Source organism: Aurantiacibacter sp. MUD61 (assembly GCF_027912455.1).
Taxonomy (GTDB): domain Bacteria; phylum Pseudomonadota; class Alphaproteobacteria; order Sphingomonadales; family Sphingomonadaceae; genus Alteraurantiacibacter.
The window spans coordinates 1,818,433-1,842,134 of record NZ_CP115446.1 but is presented as its reverse complement, the minus strand read 5'-3'; the positions used below and the strand labels follow the sequence as shown (position 1 = coordinate 1,842,134).

Here is a 23,702-nt window from a genome sequence, read left to right as displayed (position 1 = left end):
CAGCGCAGGTGCAGTCAAACGCATCGTCATCGTGGGTGGCGGCACCGCCGGATGGATGGCCGCCGCCGGTCTTTCCAAAGTGCTCGGTGGCTTGCCCGGCCTCTCGATTACCTTGGTGGAAAGCGATGCGATCGGCACGGTCGGTGTCGGGGAAGCGACCATCCCGCAGATCACGGCTTTCAACGATCTGCTGGAGATGAATGAAAAGGAATTCGTCCGCGAAACCCACGCGACTTACAAACTCGGCATCGAATTTGTCGACTGGTTGCGGCCCGGCCATTCCTATGTCCATCCGTTCGGCAGTTACGGCCTCGATATGCTGGGGGTCGAGTTCCACCATTTCTGGCTGCGTGCGAAGCAGTTGGGAGAGGTGCCACCGCTTTCGGATTACTCGATCTCTGCTGCAGCGGCTCAAGCCGGCAAATTCATGTGGCCGCAGGGCGATGGCAAGTCCCCGCTCTCGCGCCTCGGCTATGCCTTCCAGTTCGATGCGGGACTCTATGCCAAATATTTGCGGAAGATCGCAGAACGGCAGGGCGTGTCGCGCATCGAAGGTCGCATCGTAAATGTTGCGCAAGATGGCGAGAGCGGCTTCGTCACTGGTGTTTCACTGGAATCAGGCGCGGTCATCGAGGGCGACCTGTTCCTGGATTGCTCGGGTTTTCGGTCACTGCTTCTCGGAGATGCGCTGGATGTGCCTTTCACCGATTGGAGCAAATGGCTACCTTGTGACCGCGCCGTCGCCATGCCCTGCACGCTCGCCGGCGATTGGCTGCCCATCACCCGCTCCACCGCCCGGCCTGCGGGGTGGCAATGGCGCATCCCGCTCCAGCACCGCATCGGTAACGGCCATGTCTATTCAAGCGGCTTCATGAAAGAGGATGAAGCGGAACGGCTCCTGCGTGACAATCTTGACGGCGATCCGCTCGCCGAAGCCAACCATTTGCGCTTTACCGCTGGCCACCGCGAGCGCGCGTGGGAGAAGAATGTCATCGCCATCGGGCTGGCCGGTGGCTTCCTCGAGCCGCTGGAAAGCACGGCCATCCACCTTGTGCAATCGGCCATCGCCAAGCTGCTGACCTACTTCCCGACAGCATCCTTCGACCAGCCTGTGATCGATCGCTTCAATCGCGAGAACGCCCAGGAATATATCGACATCCGCGATTTCCTCGTCCTGCATTACTGGGCGAATGAGCGCGACGAAGAGCTCTGGCGTTACTGCCGCGCGCTCGAATTGCCGGACAGCCTGCAAGCGAAGATCGACCTTTATCGATCGACCGGGCGGCTGTTGCGAGAGCATAATGAGCTTTTCACCGAGGCAAGCTGGCTCGCGGTGATGCACGGACAGGGGCTGGTGCCCGAAGGATATCATCCGGTTGCGGACATACTTCCGGAAGCGGAGCTGGCGCAGCGTATGCAGCATATTGCGGGCGTGATCGGCCAGACCGTGCAGCAATTGCCGACGCAGGCTGAATTCTTGCAGCGCAATGGCAGTGCCATCGCCGCGCCTTAACTCCCGCCCATTACCTGCTGGACCCAGTGACCATATGGCGGAGCGAAACGCAGCGCCGCTTCTGCGCGGGCAGTGAAAGCAGTGCCATCGCCCGTAGACGCGCGAGCCAAGGCACTTGGCCCGGATTTGATCCCCAGCGCGGATAGCAGGGAGCGCAGCTCTTCGGTCAGCAACGGAGCCTCTTCGGCGAACGGCAATCTTCCGCGGCGCGTAAACTGGTCGATCCAGCGTGATAGAGTGACCGATTGCTGGCTATCGCCGAACAGGTCTGATGCGGCAGGGGCGGCGTAGAACACGCCTAGCGTATCGCGCACACGGTCCGCCATCAGCGCCGCGCGGCGATTGTATTCGGCACGCTCGAGCGGATCGGTGGAATTGCCCGGGAGCAGCTCCAGCAGCAGGTCGATCTGACGGTGAGCGAGATCGAGATTGAAATTCCCCAGCGGCTCGAAAAGGGCGGCAGAATCTCCAATGGCGACGACATTGCCGATCCAGCTTTCGCGCAGGGCGAATGGACTGAACGCGATCGCATTCGCAGCTTCGGCATTTTGGTCAGTCAGGCCATGGACGATCTGCAACCCGTCTCGTCCCGCTATCTGCATGGACCATCCATGCGGCATCAGTTGCGCGCGGTCTTCCAGCGCCAGCATGGCTTGGCCGGGTGGATCGAAAGCCAGCGCGCGTATGGGCAAGGCAGCTGACCATTCATTGCGTTCGAAACCTGCAATTTGTGAAGCGAGGATGGCACCCGGACCGGAGCAATCGATGTACAAGTCCGGCTCCAGCGCCTGTCCCTGATCGAGTTGCAGGCCGGCTACTTCTCCGGCCTCGGTAATTGTCACCTCGGCAATGCTGCCTTGCACATAGGCTATGCCAGCCTGCTGCGCTTTACGGATCAGCATGTCTCGATAGGCAGGCATGTTCCACCGCATGGCATATTCCACGCCCTGCAAAGGTGTATGCGCACCGCCCGGCGGCGGGGCAAAGCGCCCTTCTTCGGCAAGGATTTGTGCGAGTGAACCGGGTGCTGCGCCGTCGGTATCGCTGCGCGAGCCACCGCCCCAGCGCTGCCCGAAATCGGCATCCCTCGCCGCATCGCTTTCGGCCCCGTAGCTGAAACAGCCCGAATGCCCCTCGCCACCCCAGCCGAGCAAGCGCGTGATGAGGCGATGGCTGCCACCGGCTTGGCGGACGAGGTCTTCCTCAGTGATCCCAAGCCTCTGGTGAAGCCGATTGGTGAAAGGCAAGGCAGTCACCGCGCGGTCGGCAAAGGCAGCGCGATCGGCCGGGCAGGCGAGGACGGCGATCTCGCATTGCGGCAGGACAAGGCGACATGCCAGTGCAGCCAGTACGCCCACCTGCCCATCGCCCACGACGACAATCCGCTGCATTGGCTCGCGCGCTTGACTCATGCGTTTTCAGCCAGTCGGGACGCGTCGTCCTGCAAATAGTTTGCATGCATAGGAAGTGAGGACACTTCGTTCTCGATTGCGCCGCGCAAGGTCTTCATGGCGGCTGCCACGCGCTCCGGATCTGGCAGCGCGGCGCGCGCGTCGTGACGTTTCGGCACGATGCCCTGCCCCAGGTACACGGCAATCCAGCTGGCATCGTAGAACAGACCGTCGGAGTATTTCTCGATCCGCCCTGCCCTGTTCCAGAGCTCCATCTTGCCTGCCAAGCTGTCAGGCACGGTCATCGTGCGCACATGGTTCCAGAATTTCGAATCTTCGCGCGTGGTGGCGTGGTAGTGGAGGATCAGGAAATCGCGGATGCGATCGTATTCCAGATCGACCAGCCGATTGAATTCATCCCTATCGCGCGGGTCGATTTGTCCGTCTTCGGGAAACAGTTCGATCAGATAGGTAATCGCCATTTGCGCGAGATAGATCGACGTCGATTCCAGCGGCTCGAGGAAACCGCTCGCAAGGCCCACGCCCACGACATTGCCGCTCCAAGACCGCTTGCGGCGACCCGGGCGGAAGCGCAGCACGCGCGGTTCCTGCAACGGCGCGCCCTCGGCGGCGGAGCGGATTGTTTCGCATGCCTCGTCTTCCGAGATATGCGCGCTGGAGAAGACGTAGCCATTGCCCATGCGGTGCTGCAACGGGATCTGCCAGCGCCAACCGGCGGGCATGGCAGTGGCGGTGGTGTAGGGGCGCAGCGGCTCGCCCGGCACGTGCTCGCATGGCATGGCGGCGGCGCGGTCGCAGGGGAGCCAGTGGGTCCAGTCCTCCCAATCCTCGGCCATTTCGCCGCCGAGCAGCAACGAGCGGAAGCCAGAGCAATCGACGAACAGGTCTCCCTCCAGCCGACGCCCGTCCTCGAGTAACAGAGCCGTGACATCGCCGCTTTCGCCATCGCGTTCCACTTCGGTCACGCGGCCTTCAACGCGGGTGACGCCATTCGCCTTGCCGAACTCGCGCATGAAAGGCCCGAACAGGGTCGCATCGAACTGGTAGGCATAGCCAAAGGTGGAAGTGAGGCCCGCACCCTCGTCAGGTGTGCGGAAACGATTGGCGCGTGCCATCTGCACGGCGAGCGAATAGCTGCCGAGATCCTCTGCTTTACCGGTCGCGCGCATCTGCAACCACCAGTGGTGGAAGCCAACCCCGGCAAGCTCTTCCCCGAAACTACCGAAGGGGTGGATGTAGCTTTCACCGATGCGGCCGAAATCCCGGAAATCGATGCCGAGCTTATACGTCGCGTGAGTGGCGCGCATGAATTCCGCTTCGGGAATGCCAAGCCGTTGCACAAAAGCGCGGATATGCGGCAGCGTGGCTTCTCCCACCCCGACAATGCCGATATCCTCGCTTTCGACCAGCGTGACAGACACATCGCGGGACAGCAGTTTGCCAAGGCCTGCGGCCGTCATCCATCCGGCGGTTCCCCCGCCAAGGACGACGACCCGGACTTTCTTGCGCGCTTCTCCCATGACGGACTTCTAGCAGATCAGCCTTCCATGTCCTCCAGTTCCTTGCCCCGCGTTTCGCGGACCATGGCCCACACGAAGAACACCGAGATAGCGGCGCTGAGGGCGTAGAAGCCATAGGCACCCGTCAGACCGATGGTGGCGAGCATGATCGGAAAAGTCATGGTGATCCCGAAATTGGCGATCCACTGGGCAAAGCCGCTAACGGCCAGTCCCGATCCGCGGATCTGGTTGGGGAACATCTCGCCCAGCATCACCCACATCACCGGGCCCCAGCTGAAATTGAAGAACGCAACATAGACATTGGCGGCGACCAGCGCGGCAAGACCTGCGCCATCCGACAATTCCAGCGTGCCATCGACCAGCGATCCGCTCATGAAGGAAAACGCCATGATCGCGAGCGTCACTGCCATTCCGATAGAGCCGATCAGCAGCAAAGGCTTGCGGCCGATCCTGTCGATCAGGGCGATCGCGGCAAGGCAGGCGGCGATGGAAATGGAGCCGGACAGAATATTGATTTTCAGCGCGTCACTTTCGCTGAAACCGACCGCCTGCCACAGCACCGCGCCATAATAGAACACCACATTGATGCCTACGAGCTGCTGGAACACCGCGAGGCCAATTCCGACCCACACGATGGTTCGGATCTTGCCGCTGTTGCGATCCAGCAGGTCGGACAGGCGCGGTTGGTGATCGGAGGCCAGCGACTGTTCGATATCGCCGACCTTACGGGCGGCAAATGCACCGCCAAACAGGCGTTCGAGAACGTTTTGCGCTTCAGCCTTGCGCTCCTTGCTGACAAGGAAACGCGGGCTCTCCGGAATGGCGAGCAGTGCCAAGAGGAAGATGGTGGCCGGAACCAGCTCGATCCAGAACATCCAGCGCCATGCCTCATACCCCATCCAGAATTGCTGGGTGGATGATCCGGCAAATTCGGCGAGCAAATAGTTGGAAAGGAATGCTGCCGTCAGGCCGATAATGATCATGATCTGCTGCACGCTGGACAGGCGACCGCGCAGATGGGCCGGAGTAACCTCGCTGATATAGGCGGGGGCGAGCACACTCGCTGCACCAACGGCAAGGCCGCCGATGATGCGGGCGATCACGAATTCGGTAGAGGACCCGGCGATACCCGATCCCCATGCGCTGACGATGAAGAACACTGCCGCGATCAGCAGCGTGCGCTTGCGCCCGATCACGTCGGCCAAGCGGCCAGCAACGAAGGCCCCCAAAGCGCATCCCAGAAGCATCGAAGCGACGTTGAAACCGGTGCCAACCTCATCGGAATTGAAAGCAATCCGAAGTCCATCGACGGTGCCGTTGATAACGCCGCTGTCAAATCCAAAAAGGAAGCCGCCAATCGTCGCGACTGCCACGATGGCGCTGATCAGCGCCATATTCGCCGAACCATGCGTTTCGGTCATTAGTATCCCCTCTCCAAGCCCCACGCGTTGCTCGCAATGGTAGCGCTACCTTTGTAAGCGGATATGATTGGCGCGGACAAGATGTTTCGTTCAGCGAAACAATTAAATCCGGATGCTCAAGGATTTGAACGCACCGCAGCGTTAGCTGGGGAATGCCCGGCAAAAGGGTGGAGACCTTGCGCAATTGGCGTGTTAGTCCCGGCACAACGAAAGAATTCAGGGACAGGATCTCACCGATGACTGACACCACCGCCACGCAAACGCAGACCGGCATTCTCGGCTGGGTCGAGCGGACGGGCAACAAGCTGCCCGATCCGGTTTTCATCTTTTTCTACCTGATCATCGCGCTGGTGGTGATCTCCATCATTTGCGCAGCTGCGGGCGTCTCCGCCCTGCACCCGGTGACGATCGACGAAGGGACCGGTTCGGCACTGGTGATCGAGGCGACGAGCCTTCTGTCTGCTGAGAATATCCAGCGGCTCTGGGTCGAGATGCCCACGACCTTCACGCACTTCCATCCGCTCGGCTACGTGCTTGTCGTGATGCTGGGCGCCGGGGTTGCCGAACGCTCCGGCTTCTTCGCGGCGGGCATGTCTGCCGCGGTGCGAGGGGCCCCGACCTTCCTTCTCACGCCGGTTGTCGCACTGGTCGCCATGCTGGGCAACCACGCGGCAGACGCTGGTTACGTGGTTCTCATCCCGCTTGCTGGTATCCTTTTCGCTGCAGCCGGTCGCCATCCGCTTGCAGGTATCGCGGCGGCTTTTGCTGGCGTTTCAGGCGGTTTCTCGGCGAATATCTCGCCCGGCCAACTCGACGCGCTGCTGTTCGGCATTACCGAGGAAGCCGTGATCGCCAGTTCGCTCGATCCGTCCTTCGCCACCAATATCGCCGGTAACTGGTATTTCATCGCAGCGATGACGTTCCTGTACCTGCCGATCATCTGGTATGTGACGGACAAAATCATCGAGCCGCGGCTTGGCGCGTGGACGGGCGGTGCATCTGCCGGAGCGAGCGCTGCTGCTGACGACACTAGCCCCGATCCGGACGAACATACCGGTGCGGCGGCGAAGAAGGGCCTTCGCTGGGCGGGCTTTGCGGCGCTGGCTGTCGTGGCCCTGTGGGCCGTAATGGTCTTCGCGCCCGGCACACCGCTCATCAACGAGGCCGCCTGCCTCACCGACACCGGTGCGCGCGTGGACGACTGCTCGATCCATACCGAGCTCGACCCGTTCTACCGTTCGCTGGTTGCGGCCTTCTTCGTCCTCTTTCTTGCGACCGGCTGGGCGTACGGAAAGGCTGCCGGAACGATCAACAACCATCGCGACCTCGTCGCCATGATGGCCGAAGCGATGAAGGACATGGGCTATTACCTCGTGCTCGCCTTCGCCGCCGCGCATTTTGTGGCAATGTTCGGCTGGTCCAACCTTGGCCTGATTTCGGCAGTCCACGGGGCTGACGCGATTCAGTCCACTGGGCTTCCGCTGCCGCTGGTGATCGGACTGATGGTGCTGTTTGCTGCACTGTTGAACCTGTTCGTGGGCTCGGCCTCTGCCAAGTGGGCACTGCTCGCACCGATCCTCGTGCCGATGCTCATGCTGCTCGGCATCAGCCCGGAAGGCGCGACCGCTGCATACCGCGTGGGCGATTCAGCCACCAACATCATCACTCCGCTGATGGTGTATTTCCCGCTGATCCTTGTCTTCGCGCAGCGTTGGCAGAAGGATTTCGGGCTCGGCAGCCTGACCGCCATGATGCTGCCCTACTCGCTATGGCTGTTGGTTTCGGGCGTCGTGCTGATCGTGGGCTGGTTCTACCTCGGTATTCCGCTCGGGCCGGATGCTCCGGTGGCCTACGCTCTGCCTGACACGGCCGGCATGGCACCTGCCGCCACGCAGTAAGAGGGCGAAGCTCACCAAAGGGGGAATGGTATGAGCACAGCAGCGACAGCTTCCGGGCAGACCGGCTTCCTAGGCTGGGTCGAGCGGGCGGGCAACCGTCTGCCCGACCCGGTGCTGCTGTTCGTCTGGTTTATCGTCATCCTGATCGCGCTTTCCGTCATTGCCAGCATGGCGGGATGGAGCGCTGCGCACCCGGGAGAAACCGATCCCGACACCGGGACCAATCGCATCGTAACGGTCGAGAGCCTGCTGTCCGAGGCAAACCTCAGGCGGCTGTTCACGCTGGTGCCCGAGACGTTCACACACTTCCCGCCACTCGGCATGGTTTTGACGGTAATGCTTGGCGCGGGCGTGGCCGAAAGATCGGGCCTGTTCGCCACCGCCATGAAAGCGAGCGTCGCGCGCGCTTCCCGCTTTTGGTTGACGCCTTCGGTCGCCCTCGCCTGCATGATGGCCAACCACGCGGCGGATGCGGCCTTTGTCGTCATGATCCCGCTGGCAGGCATCATCTATCACGCGGCGGGTCGCCATCCGCTGGTGGGGATCGGTGTCAGCTTCGCCAGCGTATCAGGAGCCTTCAGCGCGAACTTGTTCCCCGGCCAACTCGATGCGCTGCTGCTCGGCATCACAGAGGCCGCAGTGCAGACCGTGTTCGGCGAGTACACAGTAAACATTGCGGGCAATTGGTATTTCATCGCCGCGATGACTTTCGCCTATCTGCCGGTGATCTGGTTTGTGACCGACCGGGTGATCGAGCCGCGGCTTGGGCGCTACGACCAGTCGCAGGCGGGAGAAGCTCCGGAAGAGGATGTCGATGGTGCTGTGACGGCTGAGCAGAAGCGCGGCCTTCGCAATGCTGGCCTCGTCGCCCTCGCCCTGATCGCACTGTGGGCATTTTTGACGATCGGCCCCATCCAGCCGCTCATCGATCCCGAAGCGCCGCCGCAGGGCCGCATGACGCCGTTTTACGAGAGCCTGCTGCCCTTCTTCCTGCTGGTGTTCCTGCTGCCCGGATACGCCTATGGCCGCGCAGCGGGCTCGATTGGCGACCACCGCGACCTTATCGCGATGATGAGCGAGGCGATGAAGGACATGGCCTATTACCTCGTGCTCACCTTCGTCGCCGCGCATTTCGTGGTGATGTTCGCTTGGTCCAACATGGGCATCGTGCTCGCGGTGACGGGTGCCGATGCGCTGAAAGCCAGCGGATTGCCGATGTGGGCGATGCTGGTCGCCATCGTGCTGTTTGGCGCAATGCTCAATCTTCTGATCGGCTCTGCCAGTGCCAAGTGGAGCGTCATGGCGCCCGTGCTGGTGCCAATGCTGATGCTGGTCGGCGTATCGCCCGAGATGACCACTGCGGCTTACCGCGTGGGTGACAGCGCGACCAATATCATCACCCCGCTTATGGTGTATTTCCCCTTGGTCCTGATCTTCTGCCAACGCTGGGTCAGGGAGTTCGGCCTCGGCAGCCTGACCGCGCTTATGATGCCGTATTTCTTCGGGATCATCGCTGCGGGTCTTGCAATTACGGTGACCTGGGTCGTGTTCGACCTGCCGCTCGGCCCGGGCGTGAGCGTGTTCCTCGAGACACTGCCGGTGGCGGAGTGAAGACGCTCCTCATCGTCTGGTATAGCTGGACTGGCGGTTCGCGCCAGCTTGCAGAAGCCGCGCGCGATGGGGCTGTGGAGGCAGGCGGCGTCGATGTTCGCTTCGTCAAAGCCGAGGATGTGCAGTCAGAGGACTTGCTATCGGCTGATGGCTACGTTTTCGCCTGCCCGGAAAACCTCGCGGCGATAGCGGGCGTGATGAAAGCGTTCTTTGATCGGACCTTTTACGATGTACTCGGAGAGATCGAAGGTCGGCCTTACGCTGCGCTGATTTGCGCCGGGTCGGATGGTGAAAACGCGAAAACACAGCTGGAGCGGATTGCGAGAGGCTGGCGGCTGAAGCGCGTGGCGGACACCTTGATCGTCAATGTGCGTGCGCAAACGAAGGAAGAGATTCTCGAGGAGAAGTCCATTGGCGAGGCGGAGTTGGCGAAAGCTGGTGAGCTCGGCGCGACGCTGGCTGCGGGACTGGAGATGGGCGTTTTTTGAAACCGTCGGCCCGGACTTGATCCGGGCCCGGGCTTCCTTCTTCTCAGGTACGGCGCACCACAGTTAGTCTTGGCCCGGATCAAGTTCGGGCCGACGTAACGGTCACCGATACATCTCCAATTGCTCGGCAAAATGCTTCCGGCAAAGCGCAACATACCGCTCGTTACCGCCGATCTCGGTCTGCTGGCCTTCCCCCACAGCATCGCCGCTTGCAGTAACGCGCAGGTTCATTGTGGCCTTTCTGCCGCAATGGCACACCGCCTTCAGCTCAACGAGCGAATCCGCGACACCGAGGAGCACTGCCGAGCCGGGGAACAGGTCCCCGCGAAAATCGGTGCGCAGACCGTAGCAGAGCACCGGGATGCCAAGTTCATCGGCAAGCCGCGCCAGTTGCCACACCTGCACGGCGGTAAGGAATTGCGCTTCGTCCACCAGTACGCAGGCGAGTTTGCCTTGCTCATGCTGTGCCGTCACTTCGCGGTAGAGATTGGTGCCGGGCGTATAGCGGTGCGCATCCGCCTCCAGTCCGATCCGGCTCGCAATCGCGGCATCGGCGCGCGTATCGATGGCCGCGGTCCACAGCATGGTGTTCATGCCCCGCTCGCGATAATTAAAATCCGCCTGCAACAGCGTGGTCGATTTGCCCGCATTCATGCTGGCGTAGTAGAAATAGAGCTTGGCCATCGGTCCCTCACGCAAGATCCCAAGACCCGCTCGTCCTGAGCTTGTTGGAAGCGTAGCTGGCCATCGGCCAACGACTGCTTTTTGTGTCGTGCTGGACTAAAAGGAAGGGCAGCCCTTCGACAAGCTCAAGGCAATCGGAGACTGGGGAATTCAGTCTTCTTCGTCGAGATCGCGCCTGACTTTGGGATCGTCCAGCAGCTGGTCGATCCGGCTCGCTTCATCGAAGCTTTCGTCGGCGCGGAATTGCAGCTTGGGCGCGAATTTCAGCCCTAGGCGCTGGGCGACTTCGCGCTGGAAAAAGGCGGTGTTGGTACGCAGTGCCTTGATGACCACGTCCTCGTCCTCGCCTAGCAGCGGCTTCACGTAGACCTTGGCGTTGCGCAGGTCGGGCGACATGCGCACTTCGGTGACCGAGATATTGTGCGCGCGTAAGGTTTCGTCATGCGCCTCCCCACGTGCGAGCAGTTCGGAAAGGATATGACGAACGCGTTCGCCAACCTTGAGCAGGCGGACGGACTGGTCTTCAGGGGCGGAATGGCGCGCCATTACGCGTCCGGTCCCTTCTCCTGACCCGGCCACTCGGTCGTCATCGTCGTTGCCGTCGCACGGGCGCAGAGCTTGCCGTTCACGTCGAACAGCTCGCTTTCGACATAGGTGACACGCCGCCCGGCTTTCACCGCGCGAGCCTTCACCGTCATCCGATCTATCGGGACAGGACGCAGCAGCGACAGGTTGATGTCGAGCGTAAGTTGAAGCTTGCCCTTCGTGCCCAGGAAAACCGCAGCGCCCATCGCCTCATCCATCGGCCCGGCGAGCAATCCGCCCTGCACAGAGCCACGCATATTGGCGAAGCCCTCAGGCGGCGTGAATGCCATCTCGACGGTGAGGGTATCCTCATCCATCGAGACGAATTCAGCGCCCATCATCTTGGCCGAGGGCCATTGCAGGATCGGGGGTGTTTCGGTCATCAAATTACCCGTCATTCCGGCGAAGGCCGGAATCCAGTCCGGCCTTGCACCAAATCATCTGGATCCCGGCCTGCGCCGGGATGACGAAAAGACATTCAAGATGATTTTTCATGACTCTTTTCTCTTTCCGTCGAATTTTCCAAACTCTTACCGATGGCCCATAGACTATTCGCGATCGACGCCAGCGCTGCAGCAATACGGCGCATGAGCATGACCACGTAGATGACCAAGGCGATCTGCGCGCCAGCGACAATGGCAACGACGAGGCTCGCGACACCGTCCATTAAAGCGTCCGCTCTTCTTCCTTCACCTCGAACACCTCGAGCTGGTCGCCCGGCTGTATGTCGTTGGTGTCTTCCAGAACCACACCGCATTCGAGACCCGCGCGGACTTCGTCCACATCGTCCTTGAAGCGGCGCAGGCTGGCGATGGTCGTTGCCGACACGATGACATCTTCGCGGGTGAGACGTGCGTGCACGCCCTTGCGGATGACGCCTTCTTCCACCAGCAGACCGGCAGCCTTGTCGCGCTTGCCCGACTTGAAGACTTCCTTGACCTCTGCACGACCGATGACGTTTTCGACCTTGAGCGGGCCAAGCTCGCCAAGCAATTCCTTCGTGATTTCGTCGGTTAGGTGATAGATCACATCGTGATACATCATCCGCACGCCGTCACGCTTGATCAGCTCACGCGCTTTCGCATTCGGTCGGACGTTGAAGCCGACGATCGGTGCCTTGGAACCGGCGGCCAGCTGCACGTCGCTTTCGGTGATCGCACCCACGCCTGCGTGCAGGACGCGGACCTTGATATCGTCATTCGAGAGGTTGTGCAGTGCCGAGGTAATCGCCTCGACCGAGCCCTGAACGTCTGCCTTCACTACCACCGGCCATTCGATAACCTTGGCGGAGTTGAACATCGTATCGAAGCTGGTCGGTGCCAGAGCGGTGCGCTTCTCGGTCGCCTTTTCCTGGCGATATTGGGCAACTTCGCGGGCGCGCTGCTCGTTCTCGACCACGGTCAGCCTGTCACCGGCTGACGGCACGCCGCCAAGGCCGAGGACTTCGACCGGCATGGACGGGCCGGCTTCCTTGATCTGCTTGCCCTGATCGTTGACCAGCGCACGCACACGGCCGCTTTCGGTGCCGACGACAAAGGTGTCACCGCGCTTCAGCGTACCGCGGTTGACGAGCACGGTGGCAACAGGGCCGCGGCCCTTATCCAGCTGCGCTTCGACCACGGTCGCATCGGCATCGCGATCGGGGCGCGCCTTCAGCTCGAGCAACTCGGCCTGCAGCGCGATCTTTTCGAGCAATTCGTCGAGACCCTTGCCGGTCTTGGCAGAGACTTCTGCATCGAGCACATCGCCCGACATCTCTTCCACGATCACTTCATGTTCGAGCAAACGGGTGCGGACGTTGTTCGCGTCGGCTTCCGGCTTGTCGATCTTGTTAATCGCGACGATCAGCGGGACATTGGCTGCCTTCGCGTGATTTATCGCCTCGATCGTTTGCGGCATGATGCCGTCATCAGCAGCAACCACCAGGATCACGATATCGGTGACATTGGCACCGCGCTGCCGCATTTCGGTGAAAGCGGCGTGGCCCGGCGTGTCGAGGAAAGTGATCGTCTGCTTGTCTTTGGTGACGACCTGGTAAGCACCGATGTGCTGGGTGATGCCGCCGGCTTCACCGCGCGTAACATTGGTCTTGCGCAGCGCGTCGAGCAGGCTGGTCTTGCCGTGATCGACATGGCCCATGACAGCAACGACCGGCGGACGCGGCTTCTGCGTTTCTTCCGGATCGACATCCTCTTCGGCTGCGATGTCGACATCGGCTTCGGAGACCTTCTGGATATTGTGACCGAACTGCTCGACGAGCAGCTCTGCTGTATCCTGGTCGATCGTCTGGTTGACGGTGACCATCATGTCGAGGTTGAAGAGCTCCTTCACGAGGTCGGCGCCCTTCTCGCCCATACGCTTGGCGAGCTCACCCACGGTGATCGCTTCAGGTACCACGACATCGCGGACCTGCTTCTCACGCGGCTGACTGGAGCCGCCGCCCTGAGCGCGACGTTCCTTCTCCCGCGCACGCTTCAGCGCGGCGAGCGAGCGGGCACGACGTCCCTCGTCCTCGTTCAATGCCTTGTTGACGGTGAGCTTGCCGGAGCGACGCTTGTCGCTCGCTCCGCCACCACCGCCACGCTTGGGCTTTTCTTCGCGCTTCTTCTCGGGGCGCTTGGGCTCCGGGCGTGCGACAGGCGTAAACTTGCGTGCGGCAGGTGCCTTCTTGCCATCGTCGACCGGGGCTTCGGCAGGCGCTTCGTCTGCGGCCTTCTCAGCTTCCGTGGCAGCCTTGGCTTCCTCCTCGGCGCGCTTCTCGGCCTCTTCCTCGGCCTTGCGGTTTTCTTGCTTCCGCTTCTTTTCCTCTTCTTCACGCTCGCGCGCTTCGCGTTCCTCGCGCTTGCGATCTTCGGCCTGGCGGGCGAGCCGCTCTTCTTCAGCTTCGCGCTGAAGACGCTTCACCTTTTCCTGCGGCGTTTCGCCAGCAGGTGCGGCAGGCTTCTTCGGCTCAGCCTTCTTGGCCGCAGGAGGCGGCGGAGGCGGGGGCGGCGGGGGAGGAGGAGGCGGCGGCGTTTCACCGGGCTTCACGAGCTTGCGGCGACGCTTCACCTCGACCGCAACCTTGTTCGTGCGGCCGTGGCTGAAGGTCTGCTTGACCTCTCCATTATCGACCGAACGCTTCAGGCCAAGCGGCTTGCGGGTGCGCTTCGGGGTGTCGTTTTCTTCGCTCATGTGCTCGTACTTATCCTTCAAAAATCAATCATTCACGCCGGTGCCGGTCATAACTCCCGCACCTTCGCTAGTCCCGGCCGCAGGCGCGGCCCCCATAAAGGTCTGCAAACGCCCGAGCGGGATGGCGACCCGCTCTGCCGATCTGGTATCGGCAAGCGCCATGTGGACGACATTCTCGCGGCCCAATGCCACAGACAATGCCTCCCGGTCCAGTGGCAGACGCGTGCCTGTCACTCCAGAACCTTCTGCATCCAGGCCAACGCGGTAGGCCTGATCCAGTTTCTTGCAGCCGTCTTCGCTCGCATCGCGGGCGTGAAACAGCGCCGCAATCTTGCCCATGCGGGCATCATCGCGGATCCGGTCAGACCCCAAGATAAGGCGTCCGCTGCGCATTTCGAGGCCAAGCCTTTGTAGGACAGCCTTTTCCAGCGCAGCCTGCATCCGAGCGCCCAGGTTTTCGGGCACTGTGAAGTCACCGGATTTGAACGCGCGCGACAATGCACCTTTCAGCTTGCCGGCGGAAATCGCCTCCTCCAGCTCAGCGCGCGATACCCCGATCCACGCGCCGCGTCCCGGCGCCTTTGCCAGCGCATCGGGCAGCACGTGACCATCCGGGCTGATCGCAAGACGCAACAGAGCGTCGCGCGATCCGGTCTGCCCGGTCAGCACGCAACGGCGCTCGCTCCCCTTTTCAGGGGAAGCGCCGGTCTCGGTTTTAGGCGAACCTAATGTGTCATGTTGAGGATTCCGCATCGGCGGCCTCCTCTGCTTGGGCCTCGGAGTCCGAAGTATCGGCAGCAGTATCAGCTACCTCTTCGTCCTCGAACCAGTGGGCGCGTGCAGCCATGATGATTTCATTGCCCTGCTCTTCGGACAGGCCGAACGCGCCGAGCACGCCGCCCTTGTCTTCAGTGCGCTGCGGACGACGCATGGGCGGACCATCATTGTTGCGACGACGCGGTGCTTCGCGCTTCTTCGCAATCAGCTCGTCAGTGGCGAGATCGGCCAAATCGTCGAGATCCTTGATCCCGGCCTTGCCGAGCACGACCAGCATTTCTTCGGTGAGATGCGGCAGATCGGCCAGATCGTCTTCCACGCCGAGTTCACGGCGGGCAGCACGGTGTGCTTCTTCCTGCCGCTCAAGCGCTTCCTTGGCACGGCTCTGCAGTTCTTCGGCAAGCTCTTCGTCGAAGCCTTCGATGCTGGCGAGTTCGGCCAGCTCGACATAGGCGACTTCTTCGAGCTCCACGAAGCCTTCAGCAACAAGCAGCTGCGACAGCGTTTCGTCGACGTCGAGCTCTTCTTCGAACATCTTCGAACGCTCGGCGAATTCCTTCGAGCGCTTCTCGGATGCTTCTTCCTCGGTCATGATGTCGATCTGGTGACCGGTCAGCTGGCTGGCGAGACGCACGTTCTGGCCGCGGCGACCGATGGCAAGCGAAAGCTGGTCGTCAGGAACGACAACTTCGATGCGCCCTTCTTCCTCGTCCAGCACCACGCGCGCCACGGTGGCGGGCTGGAGTGCGTTGACGACGAATGTCGCAGTGTCTTCCGACCACGGAATGATGTCGATCTTTTCGCCCTGGAGTTCCTGCACGACGGCCTGAACGCGGCTACCCTTCATGCCGACGCAGGCGCCGACCGGGTCGATGCTGGAGTCATGGCTGATCACGCCGATCTTGGCACGGCTGCCCGGATCGCGAGCGGCGGCCTTGATCTCGATGATGCCGTCGTAAATCTCGGGCACTTCCTGCGCGAACAGTTTGCGCATGAAATCGGGATGCGCGCGGCTGAGGAAGATCTGCGGGCCGCGGTTGTTGCGCTCCACCTTGCTGATCAGCGCACGGACACGCTCGCCCACACGGGCAGCTTCACGCGGGATCTGCTGGTCGCGGCGGATTACACCTTCGGCACGGCCGAGGTTGACGATCACATGACCGAATTCGACCGATTTGATCACACCGGTGATGACTTCGCCGGCGCGGTCCTTGAATTCCTCGAACTGACGCTCGCGCTCGGCATCGCGGACCTTCTGGAAGATCACCTGCTTGGCGCTCTGCGCATCGATGCGGCCGAGATCGTCCATGGCGGGCAGCGGATCGACGATGAAGTCGCCCACGCTGCTGCCGGGCTCAAGCTTCTGCGCCTGCTCCAGATCGACCTGCTTGAAGTAATCGTCGACTTCCTCGACCACTTCGACAACGCGCCACAGGCGAAGATCGCCGGTCTGCGGGTCGAGCTTTGCGCGGATGTCGTTTTCCTGGCCGAAACGCGCACGCGCGGCCTTCTGGATCGCTTCTTCGAGAGCTTCGATAACGATGCTCTTCTCGATCATCTTTTCCGATGCGACCGCGGTGGCGATTGCAAGCAGTTCTGCCTTATTGGCGGAAATCGGACTGGCCATCTCTTACTGAGCCTCTTCTTCGTCTGTTTCTTCTACGTCCTCGACACCTGTCATGTCGAGCGGTTGTGTTGCGGCCATCAGCTTGTCTGTGAAAACAAGCTGTGCCGAGTGAATGGTGTTGAACGGAATAGCAACCTCGCCAGCCTGCTTGTCCGCGATGGTGACGGTATCGCCTTCGATACCCACCAGCTCTCCGCGCAGATTGCGGTGGCCGTGAACTTTCTCGCTGAGTGCGATTTTCGCCTCATGCCCTGCCCAGTCGGCAAAGTCCTTGCGACGCGTCAGCGGGCGATCGATGCCGGGGCTGCTCACTTCCAGATTGTAAGCGCCTTCAACCAGCACTTCGCCGCCCTCTTCGACTGCATCGATCTGGTCGGACACGCGGCGCGAGAGCTGCATGCACTGTTCCACCAGCAGCTGGCCCGTTGCCGGGTCCTCCGCCATGATCTGCAGTGCGCGCTCTTCGCCCGAACCGGTCATCTTCACGCGCACGAGTTCAAAGCCCAAAGCCTTTGCTTCGGGTTCGATCACTTCTGTAAGGCGCGCGATATCGGCCATCGGATCTCCAGTTTTGCGGCAATTCATGCCAAAGCGGTTTGGTGCCGGCCCCTTCCGGCGCCAGCCCCTTCAAAGTCACGACGATGTCGGGATGGGGGCTATGTAGGTGAGAGGCGTAAGGAAAGCAATATGCGAATATCAATGCTCGGAATCCTGCTGGTGGCTTCCCTTACCGCCTGTGAGGAGGAGCCTGCACGGCCCGCGCCCGCAGAGCCGATAGAAGGCGCGATTGCACCGCCCGCTCCGAATGAAAGACTCGAAGAGGATGTGCCGACAAGCTGGCTGCCCGAGGGCGGACTGAAGCCTTTTGCCGAACGGACGGACCCGACTCCGGACAGAGGCTCGTGGATACAGCAGCTCACCCCTACCAGTACGGATAATTGCACCTTCACAGAGCGACCCGCGAGCGAGAGACCCGACGGGCTCGATGTGCAGGCGTGGAGCGGCAATATGGATTTGCTCGCCGAGGGTGAAGTGCTGGGCCACGATCACGCGATCGGTTTCGTGGAAGCGTTCTTCATGACGGACCGCCCCGTGATTGCGGTCCGCGATGGTATGCCCGATCTCTGGATAGAACCCTTCCCACCAAGAAGCGAAGTAACGCTGATCATCGGCGCAGACGAATTCTATTGCCACCGAAGGGACGAATGAATCGTCCGCACCGGAAGGATAGCTGAACAAACAAAAAGGGCCCGGCGTGAACCGGGCCCTTTCGTTTCCTTCAGCCTAAGCTGCGCGGCGTTTAGTGGTGGTGATCACCTCCGCCACGATGATGGTTGCCGCGCGGGCCTTCACCGATCGCCCAGGTCACGTGAGTGACAACAGTCACACCCTCGACGTGCTTTTCGTAAACGTTCGGGCGACCATCCGGCAGGAAGCCGATCGGCTGGCCCCAGGTTTCCGGACGATTGCCGATACCATAGGCATTGCCATTGCCCTGAGCACCGAAGCGGTTCGGACGACCACGGCCGCCGCCGTTGCCTCCACCGCCGCCGCCGCTGGCATCGTCATGCGCGTAGATGTCGAGAAGCTGTTCATAGTCGTGGGCGTCGGGCGATTCATTGCCTTCAGGATTACTGGTGTATTCCATGCACGATGTCGTGGAGTCGGTACGGAAGTTTTCGTTCTGGTGACCCAGACCGTAATCGTGGCCGATTTCCTGACACATCACTGCCTGACGCCAAGCGTTCGAGGAGTATTGCGGCTGATTAAAATAATAGTCGTTCATCTTCGACCAGCCGGAATTGATGTGACCATTTGCAAGCGTGATGCTGGCAAGGCCGACCCAACCAACGCTGCCATAATCGTCGTTGCAGACCTGGATCTGGTTTTCTACGAAGGTGCATTCCGCACCGGCAGTGCCGTTAACATAAGGCGCCTGAATCACGGTCGACTGGTTCCAGTCGTTGACAGCCATCTGCGTGTGGCCGCGCCAGCTTGCGTCAGTCTGGTCGATCACCGGAACGGTGATTTCCTGGCCCGGCGAAAGCAGCCAGTGGTAGTTGTTCCACGAATGGCGTGCGATGGCAGGCCCGGCGACGGACACGACTGCGGTTGCGGCACCCGCAACAAGCAGCACTTTGCCTTTGGTAAGCTTCATTATTCACTCCTCAGTTTTCAGTCCCGGAAAAACTGGAGCGACAATCGCGGCGCAAGACAGGGTTCCCCTCCCCGATCAAGCGAAAAAACGACCTCTTTCTCCCTTCCCGTGGGAGGCAGACTACGCCGACCTTTGCGACGGTCAAGCGCGCGAAACACGTAATTGATGGTTAATTTCGCGTTACACACAAGAATGTTGCATGCAGGCCACAGGTGTCTGATTTTACAATTGAATTGGAGCGAAATGGTCCGCTTCAATCTTCGCCTTCGCTCAGCGGCGGGAGCCCGCCATTCGCTTCCCGCAGCAGCAGCTCGCGCATGCGTTCAGTATCGCCGTGGCGAATGATGTGCGGCGTGATGATGATGTAGAGCTCAGTGTTCTGCTCACTGGAGTTTTCGCGGCGGAACAGCGCGCCAAGCAACGGAATGTCCCCGAGGATGGGTACGCGACTTTCCGAGACGATGGAGGATTCCTGTGTCAGGCCTCCGATCACGAAGGTTTCCCCGTCGCGCACGGAGGCGCTCGTTTCCGCCTCGCGCTGGCTGATCGTCGGGAAGCCCTGCGAAAAGCCGGTAACGCTGGAGACGACCGCGTAAATCTCCGAATTCACATAGCCATCACGATTGGTGCGCGGCGCGATCTGGAGCGTCACACCAACATTCACATATTGGACCTGCTGCGAAACGCCGTTCACACCCGAGAGCTGGATGGATGTGAGGATCGGCAGGGCATCGCCGGTGGTGATCTTCGCTGTCGAGCCGCTTTGCGCTGCAATCCGCGGGGCGGACACGATGCGGCCTTCGCCCTGCTGGATTTGCGCATAGACTGCCGCCTGGAGAGTAAAGGATTCCACGATCGACGTGGGGTCGAAGCCGAAGTCGAGGAATTGCCCCGACTGGACAGTGCCGAACCCGACCCGGCCCTGCCCATCGGTGAAATCGAGCCCGATGTTGCGCGCGCCGGTCTCGGTCAGCTCCACGAACTGGGTTTCCAGGATGACGCTATCCACCGGCCGGTCGATCAGCTCAATCATGCGGCGCACACGGGCGATGCGTTCAGGAGATCCTTCGACCCAGATCGCATTCAGGCGGCGGTTGATTGCGAGCCCGGAATTGACCGATTCACCAAGCGGCAGCTCCTCCTCCACCTGCGGGCGGACGACATTGCCATAGTTGGTACCGTTGGTGCCCGGCGAACCGAAGCCGGGTTCGGAACGAATAAAGGCATTGTTCGGGCGCACGCTCGCACCATCGGCGATCAGGCCAACGATCTCGCTGACATCGGCATATTGCAATTCAATCAGAGCAAAGCCGTCTTCACCCGGAGGTGGGTCATAGAAATCAGGCAGATTTCCGCCGCTGTCCCCGTAATCGTCATCAGGACCACGCGAGGGGCCTCCCGAAATGATCTGTTCGCCCGGGCGCGGTCGGCGAATGGTTATCAGCAGATTGGTCTGGCCGCTGGTCTGCGTTTCAACGATGGCGGGGCCAGCACTGCGAAAGCGCACCACGAGCCCCTCTCCGCTTTGTTCAAAAACGACAGAACGCACGAAGCCGGTGAGCCGGCGATTGACGGCAGCCCCGGCATCGCGGCGCGTATCTGTCAGTCGCAAAGCCGCTTCGCCATTCTCGCCGATCAGATCGACATCGGCGATATCGGGCGAAAAGCGCAGGCGGAAAATGGCCTGCGCAGCCTCTTCGGCAACAAGATCGATATTGGTCAGCGTTGTCGAACGACCCTGCGCCACCGCGGGCACAGCAACAAGCATTGCAGCCCAGCCAAGCAGGATAAGCGATAGCTGAAGAAAACTGACCCGTGCCCCGGACCGAGGGGCGACCAAAACATGCATATTGTTGCGATTCCCAATCCCGTGGCAAGCTTTCTAACAGGATTAGCGGCTCCGACAAGGCGGCCCGTCGCACTGCTAGCAGGTCTTAGTCGCTGTCGGTCAGTCCGTGCTTCTTGATCGCGTGGCGCAGCTGGTCGTAGCTCAGGCCGAGCGCCTTGGCTGTCTGGCGCTGGTTCCAGCGATTGGCGCCAAGAGCGTGTTCAAGGATCGAGCGTTCATGAGCATCGACTGCAGCGCGCAGATCATCCACTTTGTCGATTCGCGGCTGGGCGGGCGCTGCTGGCGACGCATCGCCGTTCGGCTTTGCGTCTGCGCTCTTCGGCGACGAAGGCATGCTGAGCGGCTTCCATGGGCTTTCGAAGGGGTCGAACACCACTTCACCGATGGGCTGTTCCCAATTGTCCCAGCGATAAACCGCGCGCTCGACGACATTGCGAAGCTCGCGGACATTGCCGGGCCAGGCGTGGTTTTCCATCGCCTCTGCCACATGGTCGGCAAAGCCGGGCCATTGCTCCCAGCCGAGTTCAGCGGCCATGCGCCTGCCAAAGTAGTCGCCCAGCATTCCGATATCGCCCTCACGAACGCGGAGCGGCGGCAGGGTAATCACTTCAAAACTCAGCCGGTCGAGCAGATCGGCGCGGAATGTCCCTTCGTCCGCGCGGCGCGGGAGGTCTTCATTGGTCGCCGCGACAATGCGGACATCGACCTGTGTCGGACGGCTGGCGCCGATGCGGGTGACCTCGCCATATTCGACTGCCCTCAGCAGCCGCTCTTGCGCGCCCATCGAGAGCGTGCCCAGTTCGTCGAGAAATAACGTGCCCTGGTCGGCTTCTTCAAACCTTCCGGCGCGCGCTTTGGTAGCACCTGTAAACGCACCTTGTTCATGGCCGAACAATTCGGCCTCGATCAGCGTTTCGGGCAGCGCCGCGCAGTTCATCACAACCAGCGGGCTGTCCCAGCGATCGGACAGGCGGTGGAGACGTTCGGCGATCAGTTCCTTGCCGGTTCCGCGCTCCCCGATCACAAGGACGGGGCGCGCCATGGGCGCCGCGCGGCTGGCCCGCTCAACCGCGTCGAGAAAGGCCCCGGACTGGCCGATAAACTGGTTTTTCTGCTCCACGCACCAAGATATAGTGAAATTTCCCACATCTTGGCAACAGAAACCATGTTGTAAAATGGGGATTTACATTTTCCCGCTTGTTTTCAGTATTTTGCAAGAACTGGCACACCCCTTGCTATTCATGGGGCAGAAAGGGTTCCAGTCAGGAATTCCCAACAAGGGATATAACGATGTTCGATCACAGCTTCTTTTCCAGCAAACTCGGCCACGCCGCGCTGGTAAGCATTGCCGCGATGATCACATTTGCCGTGTTCACGCAGATGCAGCAGGATCTGGCCACCAGCGACATGCTGATTGCCTCAACTCCAGCGGTTGAACTGGCGTGAGCGACGACAACAAGAACCCCCTGACCCCTTTGGGTAATGGGCTGAAGCGCGCAGGAACGCGGCTCGATCAGGAGATCGACCGTCTGCGCAGCAGCCCCACCCCGACTGGACGTGCTTTGAACACCGGAGGAAACTGGATGGGCATTTTTTCCCGTACACGCGACATTATCGCCGCCAACTTCAACGAGCTGCTCGATCAGGCAGACGACCCTGCGAAGATGATCCGCATGATCATCCTCGAAATGGAAGAGACCCTCGTTGAAGTGCGAGCGAGCGCCGCGCGTACGATTGCCGACATGAAGGAAATGCAGCGCCATTCGGCCAAGCTTGACCGGCTGCAGGCCGATTGGGCGGACAAGGCGCAGCTGGCGCTCTCCAAAGATCGCGAAGATCTCGCCCGTGCCGCGCTCATGGAACGTCGCAAGGCGACTGACATGATCGATCAACTGAAGCAGGAAATGGCCGTGCTCGACGATGCGCTGCGCGCTTATGAGCAGGATATTGCCAAGCTGCAGAACCGCCTGCGCGAAGCCCGCAGCCGACAGAGCCAGATCGCAGCCCGCCTCGAAAGCGCGGAAAACCGCGTCAAGCTGCGGAGCCTGATGACGAATGAGCGCGTCGATGATGCGCTGACCCGCTTCGACCAGCTCGAACGCCGGGTGGATTACGCCGAAGGCAAGGCAGACTCGCTGCAGATTGCCGACGGTTCCGGAAACAGCCTCGCCGATGAATTCGCCGCTCTCGAAGGCAGCGACAAGATCGATGAGGAATTGGAGGAAATGAAGCGCGCGCTCGGCAAGAGCAGCAGCGCTGACAAGGACAAAGGGGAATAATCGTGGAAGAAATCATCATCATACCGGCCATCTTCATCGGCCTGCCGTGGGTCATCCTCCACTACGTAACCAAGTGGAAGACCGCCGCCACGATCACCACCGATGACGAGGCGTTGCTGGAAGACCTCTACAGCCTCGCCAAGCGCCTTGATGAGCGCATGGACACTGTCGAGCGCCTGGTCGCCGCCGACCATGTCGAATTCGACGCTCCGCGCCTCCAGCATGACAAGGAAGCCGACAACCAGCCGCTGCGCGAGCTTGAGGAACTGCTCGCCGAGAAAAAGGAAGCACGCCGATGAACACTCCCCGCACAACGCTGTACCGCGACAAGCACAATGGCAAGCTGATGGGTGTTTGCGCAGGCATTGCCGACTACACCGGCGTGAACGCCCTGTGGATCCGGCTGGCGGCCATCGCCATGATCCCGATGAGCAGTGGCCTGATCCTGCCGATCTACCTCATCATGGGGTTCCTGCTGAACAAGAAGCCGGAGCATCTCTATTCGGTCGATCCGCAGGAAACCAAATATTGGCAGCGCGTGCGCCAGAATCCGAAGCGCACCGCTCGCGAAATCCGCGCCCAGATGAAGGATGTCGATCGCCGCCTGGCCGCAGTTGAAAGTTTCTACGTCAACAGCAACCCCAGCCTGAATCGCGAAATCGAGAAGCTTCGCTGATCGCAAATACCAGACCAATGAGGGGACACA

23 protein-coding genes are annotated in these 23,702 nt (G+C 61.0%); 9 read left to right on the top strand and 14 right to left on the bottom strand.

Annotated features, from left to right (window positions below; genetic code table 11):
- Window positions 1–55 precede the first annotated feature (55 nt).
- Window positions 56–1,513 carry a tryptophan halogenase family protein gene (locus O2N64_RS08850; RefSeq protein WP_442866753.1) on the top strand — a complete coding sequence of 486 codons (1,458 nt, stop codon included), beginning with the start codon at window positions 56–58 and terminating at the stop codon, window positions 1,511–1,513.
- Here the strand turns inward: O2N64_RS08850 and O2N64_RS08845 are convergent.
- The 3 genes from O2N64_RS08845 to O2N64_RS08835 are packed head-to-tail and all read right to left on the bottom strand — an operon-like array spanning window position 1,510 to window position 5,866.
- Window positions 1,510–2,925, bottom strand: a complete 1,416-nt coding sequence (locus O2N64_RS08845; protein WP_271077248.1) for a tryptophan 7-halogenase — start codon at window positions 2,923–2,925, stop codon at window positions 1,510–1,512. The two genes, O2N64_RS08850 and O2N64_RS08845, sit on opposite strands and share 4 nt — an antisense overlap.
- Complete coding sequence (locus O2N64_RS08840; RefSeq protein ID WP_271077247.1) at window positions 2,922–4,445, bottom strand: tryptophan halogenase family protein; 1,524 nt, start codon at window positions 4,443–4,445, stop codon at window positions 2,922–2,924. Before O2N64_RS08840 ends, O2N64_RS08845 begins: the two co-directional genes overlap by 4 nt.
- A 17-nt stretch (window positions 4,446–4,462) precedes the next feature.
- Entirely contained in the window at window positions 4,463–5,866 is a 1,404-nt protein-coding gene (locus tag O2N64_RS08835) for a sugar porter family MFS transporter (RefSeq protein ID WP_271077246.1), read from the bottom strand.
- Window positions 5,867–6,102: 236 nt separating this feature from the next.
- On the opposite strand from O2N64_RS08835, the gene O2N64_RS08830 reads away from it, so the two are divergent.
- The 3 genes from O2N64_RS08830 to O2N64_RS08820 are packed head-to-tail and all read left to right on the top strand — an operon-like array spanning window position 6,103 to window position 9,863.
- The gene (locus tag O2N64_RS08830; protein WP_271077245.1) at window positions 6,103–7,764 is read left to right on the top strand and encodes an AbgT family transporter; all 1,662 of its coding nucleotides are present in this window, start codon (window positions 6,103–6,105) and stop codon (window positions 7,762–7,764) included.
- 30 nt (window positions 7,765–7,794) lie between these two features.
- Window positions 7,795–9,375, top strand: coding sequence for an AbgT family transporter (locus O2N64_RS08825; RefSeq protein WP_271077244.1), 1,581 nt, complete (start codon window positions 7,795–7,797; stop codon window positions 9,373–9,375).
- On the top strand, window positions 9,372–9,863 hold the full coding sequence (locus tag O2N64_RS08820) for a flavodoxin family protein (protein WP_271077243.1): 492 nt from the start codon (window positions 9,372–9,374) through the stop codon (window positions 9,861–9,863). The genes O2N64_RS08825 and O2N64_RS08820 overlap by 4 nt, the downstream gene beginning before the upstream one ends.
- A gap of 102 nt (window positions 9,864–9,965) precedes the next feature.
- Here the strand turns inward: O2N64_RS08820 and O2N64_RS08815 are convergent, their stop codons facing one another.
- The 8 genes from O2N64_RS08815 to rimP form a co-directional block, all read right to left on the bottom strand.
- Entirely contained in the window at window positions 9,966–10,547 is a 582-nt protein-coding gene (locus O2N64_RS08815; protein ID WP_271079628.1) for a thymidine kinase, read from the bottom strand.
- 150 nt (window positions 10,548–10,697) lie between these two features.
- Window positions 10,698–11,093, bottom strand: coding sequence for a 30S ribosome-binding factor RbfA (rbfA, locus tag O2N64_RS08810; RefSeq protein ID WP_271077242.1), 396 nt, complete (start codon window positions 11,091–11,093; stop codon window positions 10,698–10,700).
- On the bottom strand, window positions 11,093–11,515 hold the full coding sequence (locus O2N64_RS08805) for a PaaI family thioesterase (RefSeq protein ID WP_271077241.1): 423 nt from the start codon (window positions 11,513–11,515) through the stop codon (window positions 11,093–11,095). The genes rbfA and O2N64_RS08805 overlap by 1 nt, the downstream gene beginning before the upstream one ends.
- Before the next feature lie 95 nt (window positions 11,516–11,610).
- On the bottom strand, window positions 11,611–11,799 hold the full coding sequence (locus tag O2N64_RS08800) for a hypothetical protein (protein WP_271077240.1): 189 nt from the start codon (window positions 11,797–11,799) through the stop codon (window positions 11,611–11,613).
- A complete protein-coding gene (gene infB, locus O2N64_RS08795; RefSeq protein WP_271077239.1) occupies window positions 11,799–14,306 on the bottom strand; it encodes a translation initiation factor IF-2 in 2,508 nt (835 codons plus the stop codon). The genes O2N64_RS08800 and infB overlap by 1 nt, the downstream gene beginning before the upstream one ends.
- A 24-nt stretch (window positions 14,307–14,330) precedes the next feature.
- A complete protein-coding gene (locus O2N64_RS08790; protein WP_271077238.1) occupies window positions 14,331–15,059 on the bottom strand; it encodes a DUF448 domain-containing protein in 729 nt (242 codons plus the stop codon).
- Window positions 15,040–16,710, bottom strand: coding sequence for a transcription termination factor NusA (nusA, locus tag O2N64_RS08785; RefSeq protein ID WP_271077237.1), 1,671 nt, complete (start codon window positions 16,708–16,710; stop codon window positions 15,040–15,042). The genes O2N64_RS08790 and nusA overlap by 20 nt, the downstream gene beginning before the upstream one ends.
- 3 nt (window positions 16,711–16,713) lie before the next feature.
- Entirely contained in the window at window positions 16,714–17,268 is a 555-nt protein-coding gene (gene rimP / locus O2N64_RS08780; protein WP_271079627.1) for a ribosome maturation protein RimP, read from the bottom strand.
- Between the two features lie 129 nt (window positions 17,269–17,397).
- Here rimP and O2N64_RS08775 point away from each other — a divergent pair, with 129 nt between their 5' ends.
- Window positions 17,398–17,919 carry a hypothetical protein gene (locus O2N64_RS08775; RefSeq protein ID WP_271077236.1) on the top strand — a complete coding sequence of 174 codons (522 nt, stop codon included), beginning with the start codon at window positions 17,398–17,400 and terminating at the stop codon, window positions 17,917–17,919.
- 91 nt (window positions 17,920–18,010) lie between these two features.
- Here the strand turns inward: O2N64_RS08775 and O2N64_RS08770 are convergent, their stop codons facing one another.
- The 3 genes from O2N64_RS08770 to pspF all read right to left on the bottom strand — a co-directional run bounded on the left by O2N64_RS08770 (window position 18,011) and on the right by pspF (window position 21,837).
- The gene (locus O2N64_RS08770) at window positions 18,011–18,868 is read right to left on the bottom strand and encodes a hypothetical protein (protein WP_271077235.1); all 858 of its coding nucleotides are present in this window, start codon (window positions 18,866–18,868) and stop codon (window positions 18,011–18,013) included.
- Window positions 18,869–19,121: 253 nt separating this feature from the next.
- Entirely contained in the window at window positions 19,122–20,615 is a 1,494-nt protein-coding gene (locus tag O2N64_RS08765) for a type II secretion system protein GspD (RefSeq protein WP_271077234.1), read from the bottom strand.
- Between the two features lie 187 nt (window positions 20,616–20,802).
- The gene (gene pspF / locus O2N64_RS08760; protein ID WP_271077233.1) at window positions 20,803–21,837 is read right to left on the bottom strand and encodes a phage shock protein operon transcriptional activator; all 1,035 of its coding nucleotides are present in this window, start codon (window positions 21,835–21,837) and stop codon (window positions 20,803–20,805) included.
- Window positions 21,838–22,007: 170 nt separating this feature from the next.
- Here pspF and O2N64_RS08755 point away from each other — a divergent pair, with 170 nt between their 5' ends.
- From O2N64_RS08755 to pspC, 4 genes are all read left to right on the top strand, one after another.
- Window positions 22,008–22,163 carry a hypothetical protein gene (locus tag O2N64_RS08755; protein WP_271077232.1) on the top strand — a complete coding sequence of 52 codons (156 nt, stop codon included), beginning with the start codon at window positions 22,008–22,010 and terminating at the stop codon, window positions 22,161–22,163.
- Window positions 22,164–22,237: 74 nt separating this feature from the next.
- Window positions 22,238–22,996: a phage shock protein PspA gene (pspA, locus tag O2N64_RS08750; RefSeq protein WP_442866752.1), complete on the top strand. Its 759-nt coding sequence runs from the start codon at window positions 22,238–22,240 to the stop codon at window positions 22,994–22,996.
- Between the two features lie 2 nt (window positions 22,997–22,998).
- Entirely contained in the window at window positions 22,999–23,295 is a 297-nt protein-coding gene (gene pspB, locus O2N64_RS08745; protein WP_271077231.1) for an envelope stress response membrane protein PspB, read from the top strand.
- Window positions 23,292–23,672, top strand: coding sequence for an envelope stress response membrane protein PspC (pspC, locus tag O2N64_RS08740; protein ID WP_271077230.1), 381 nt, complete (start codon window positions 23,292–23,294; stop codon window positions 23,670–23,672). Before pspB ends, pspC begins: the two co-directional genes overlap by 4 nt.
- Window positions 23,673–23,702: the final 30 nt, after the last annotated feature.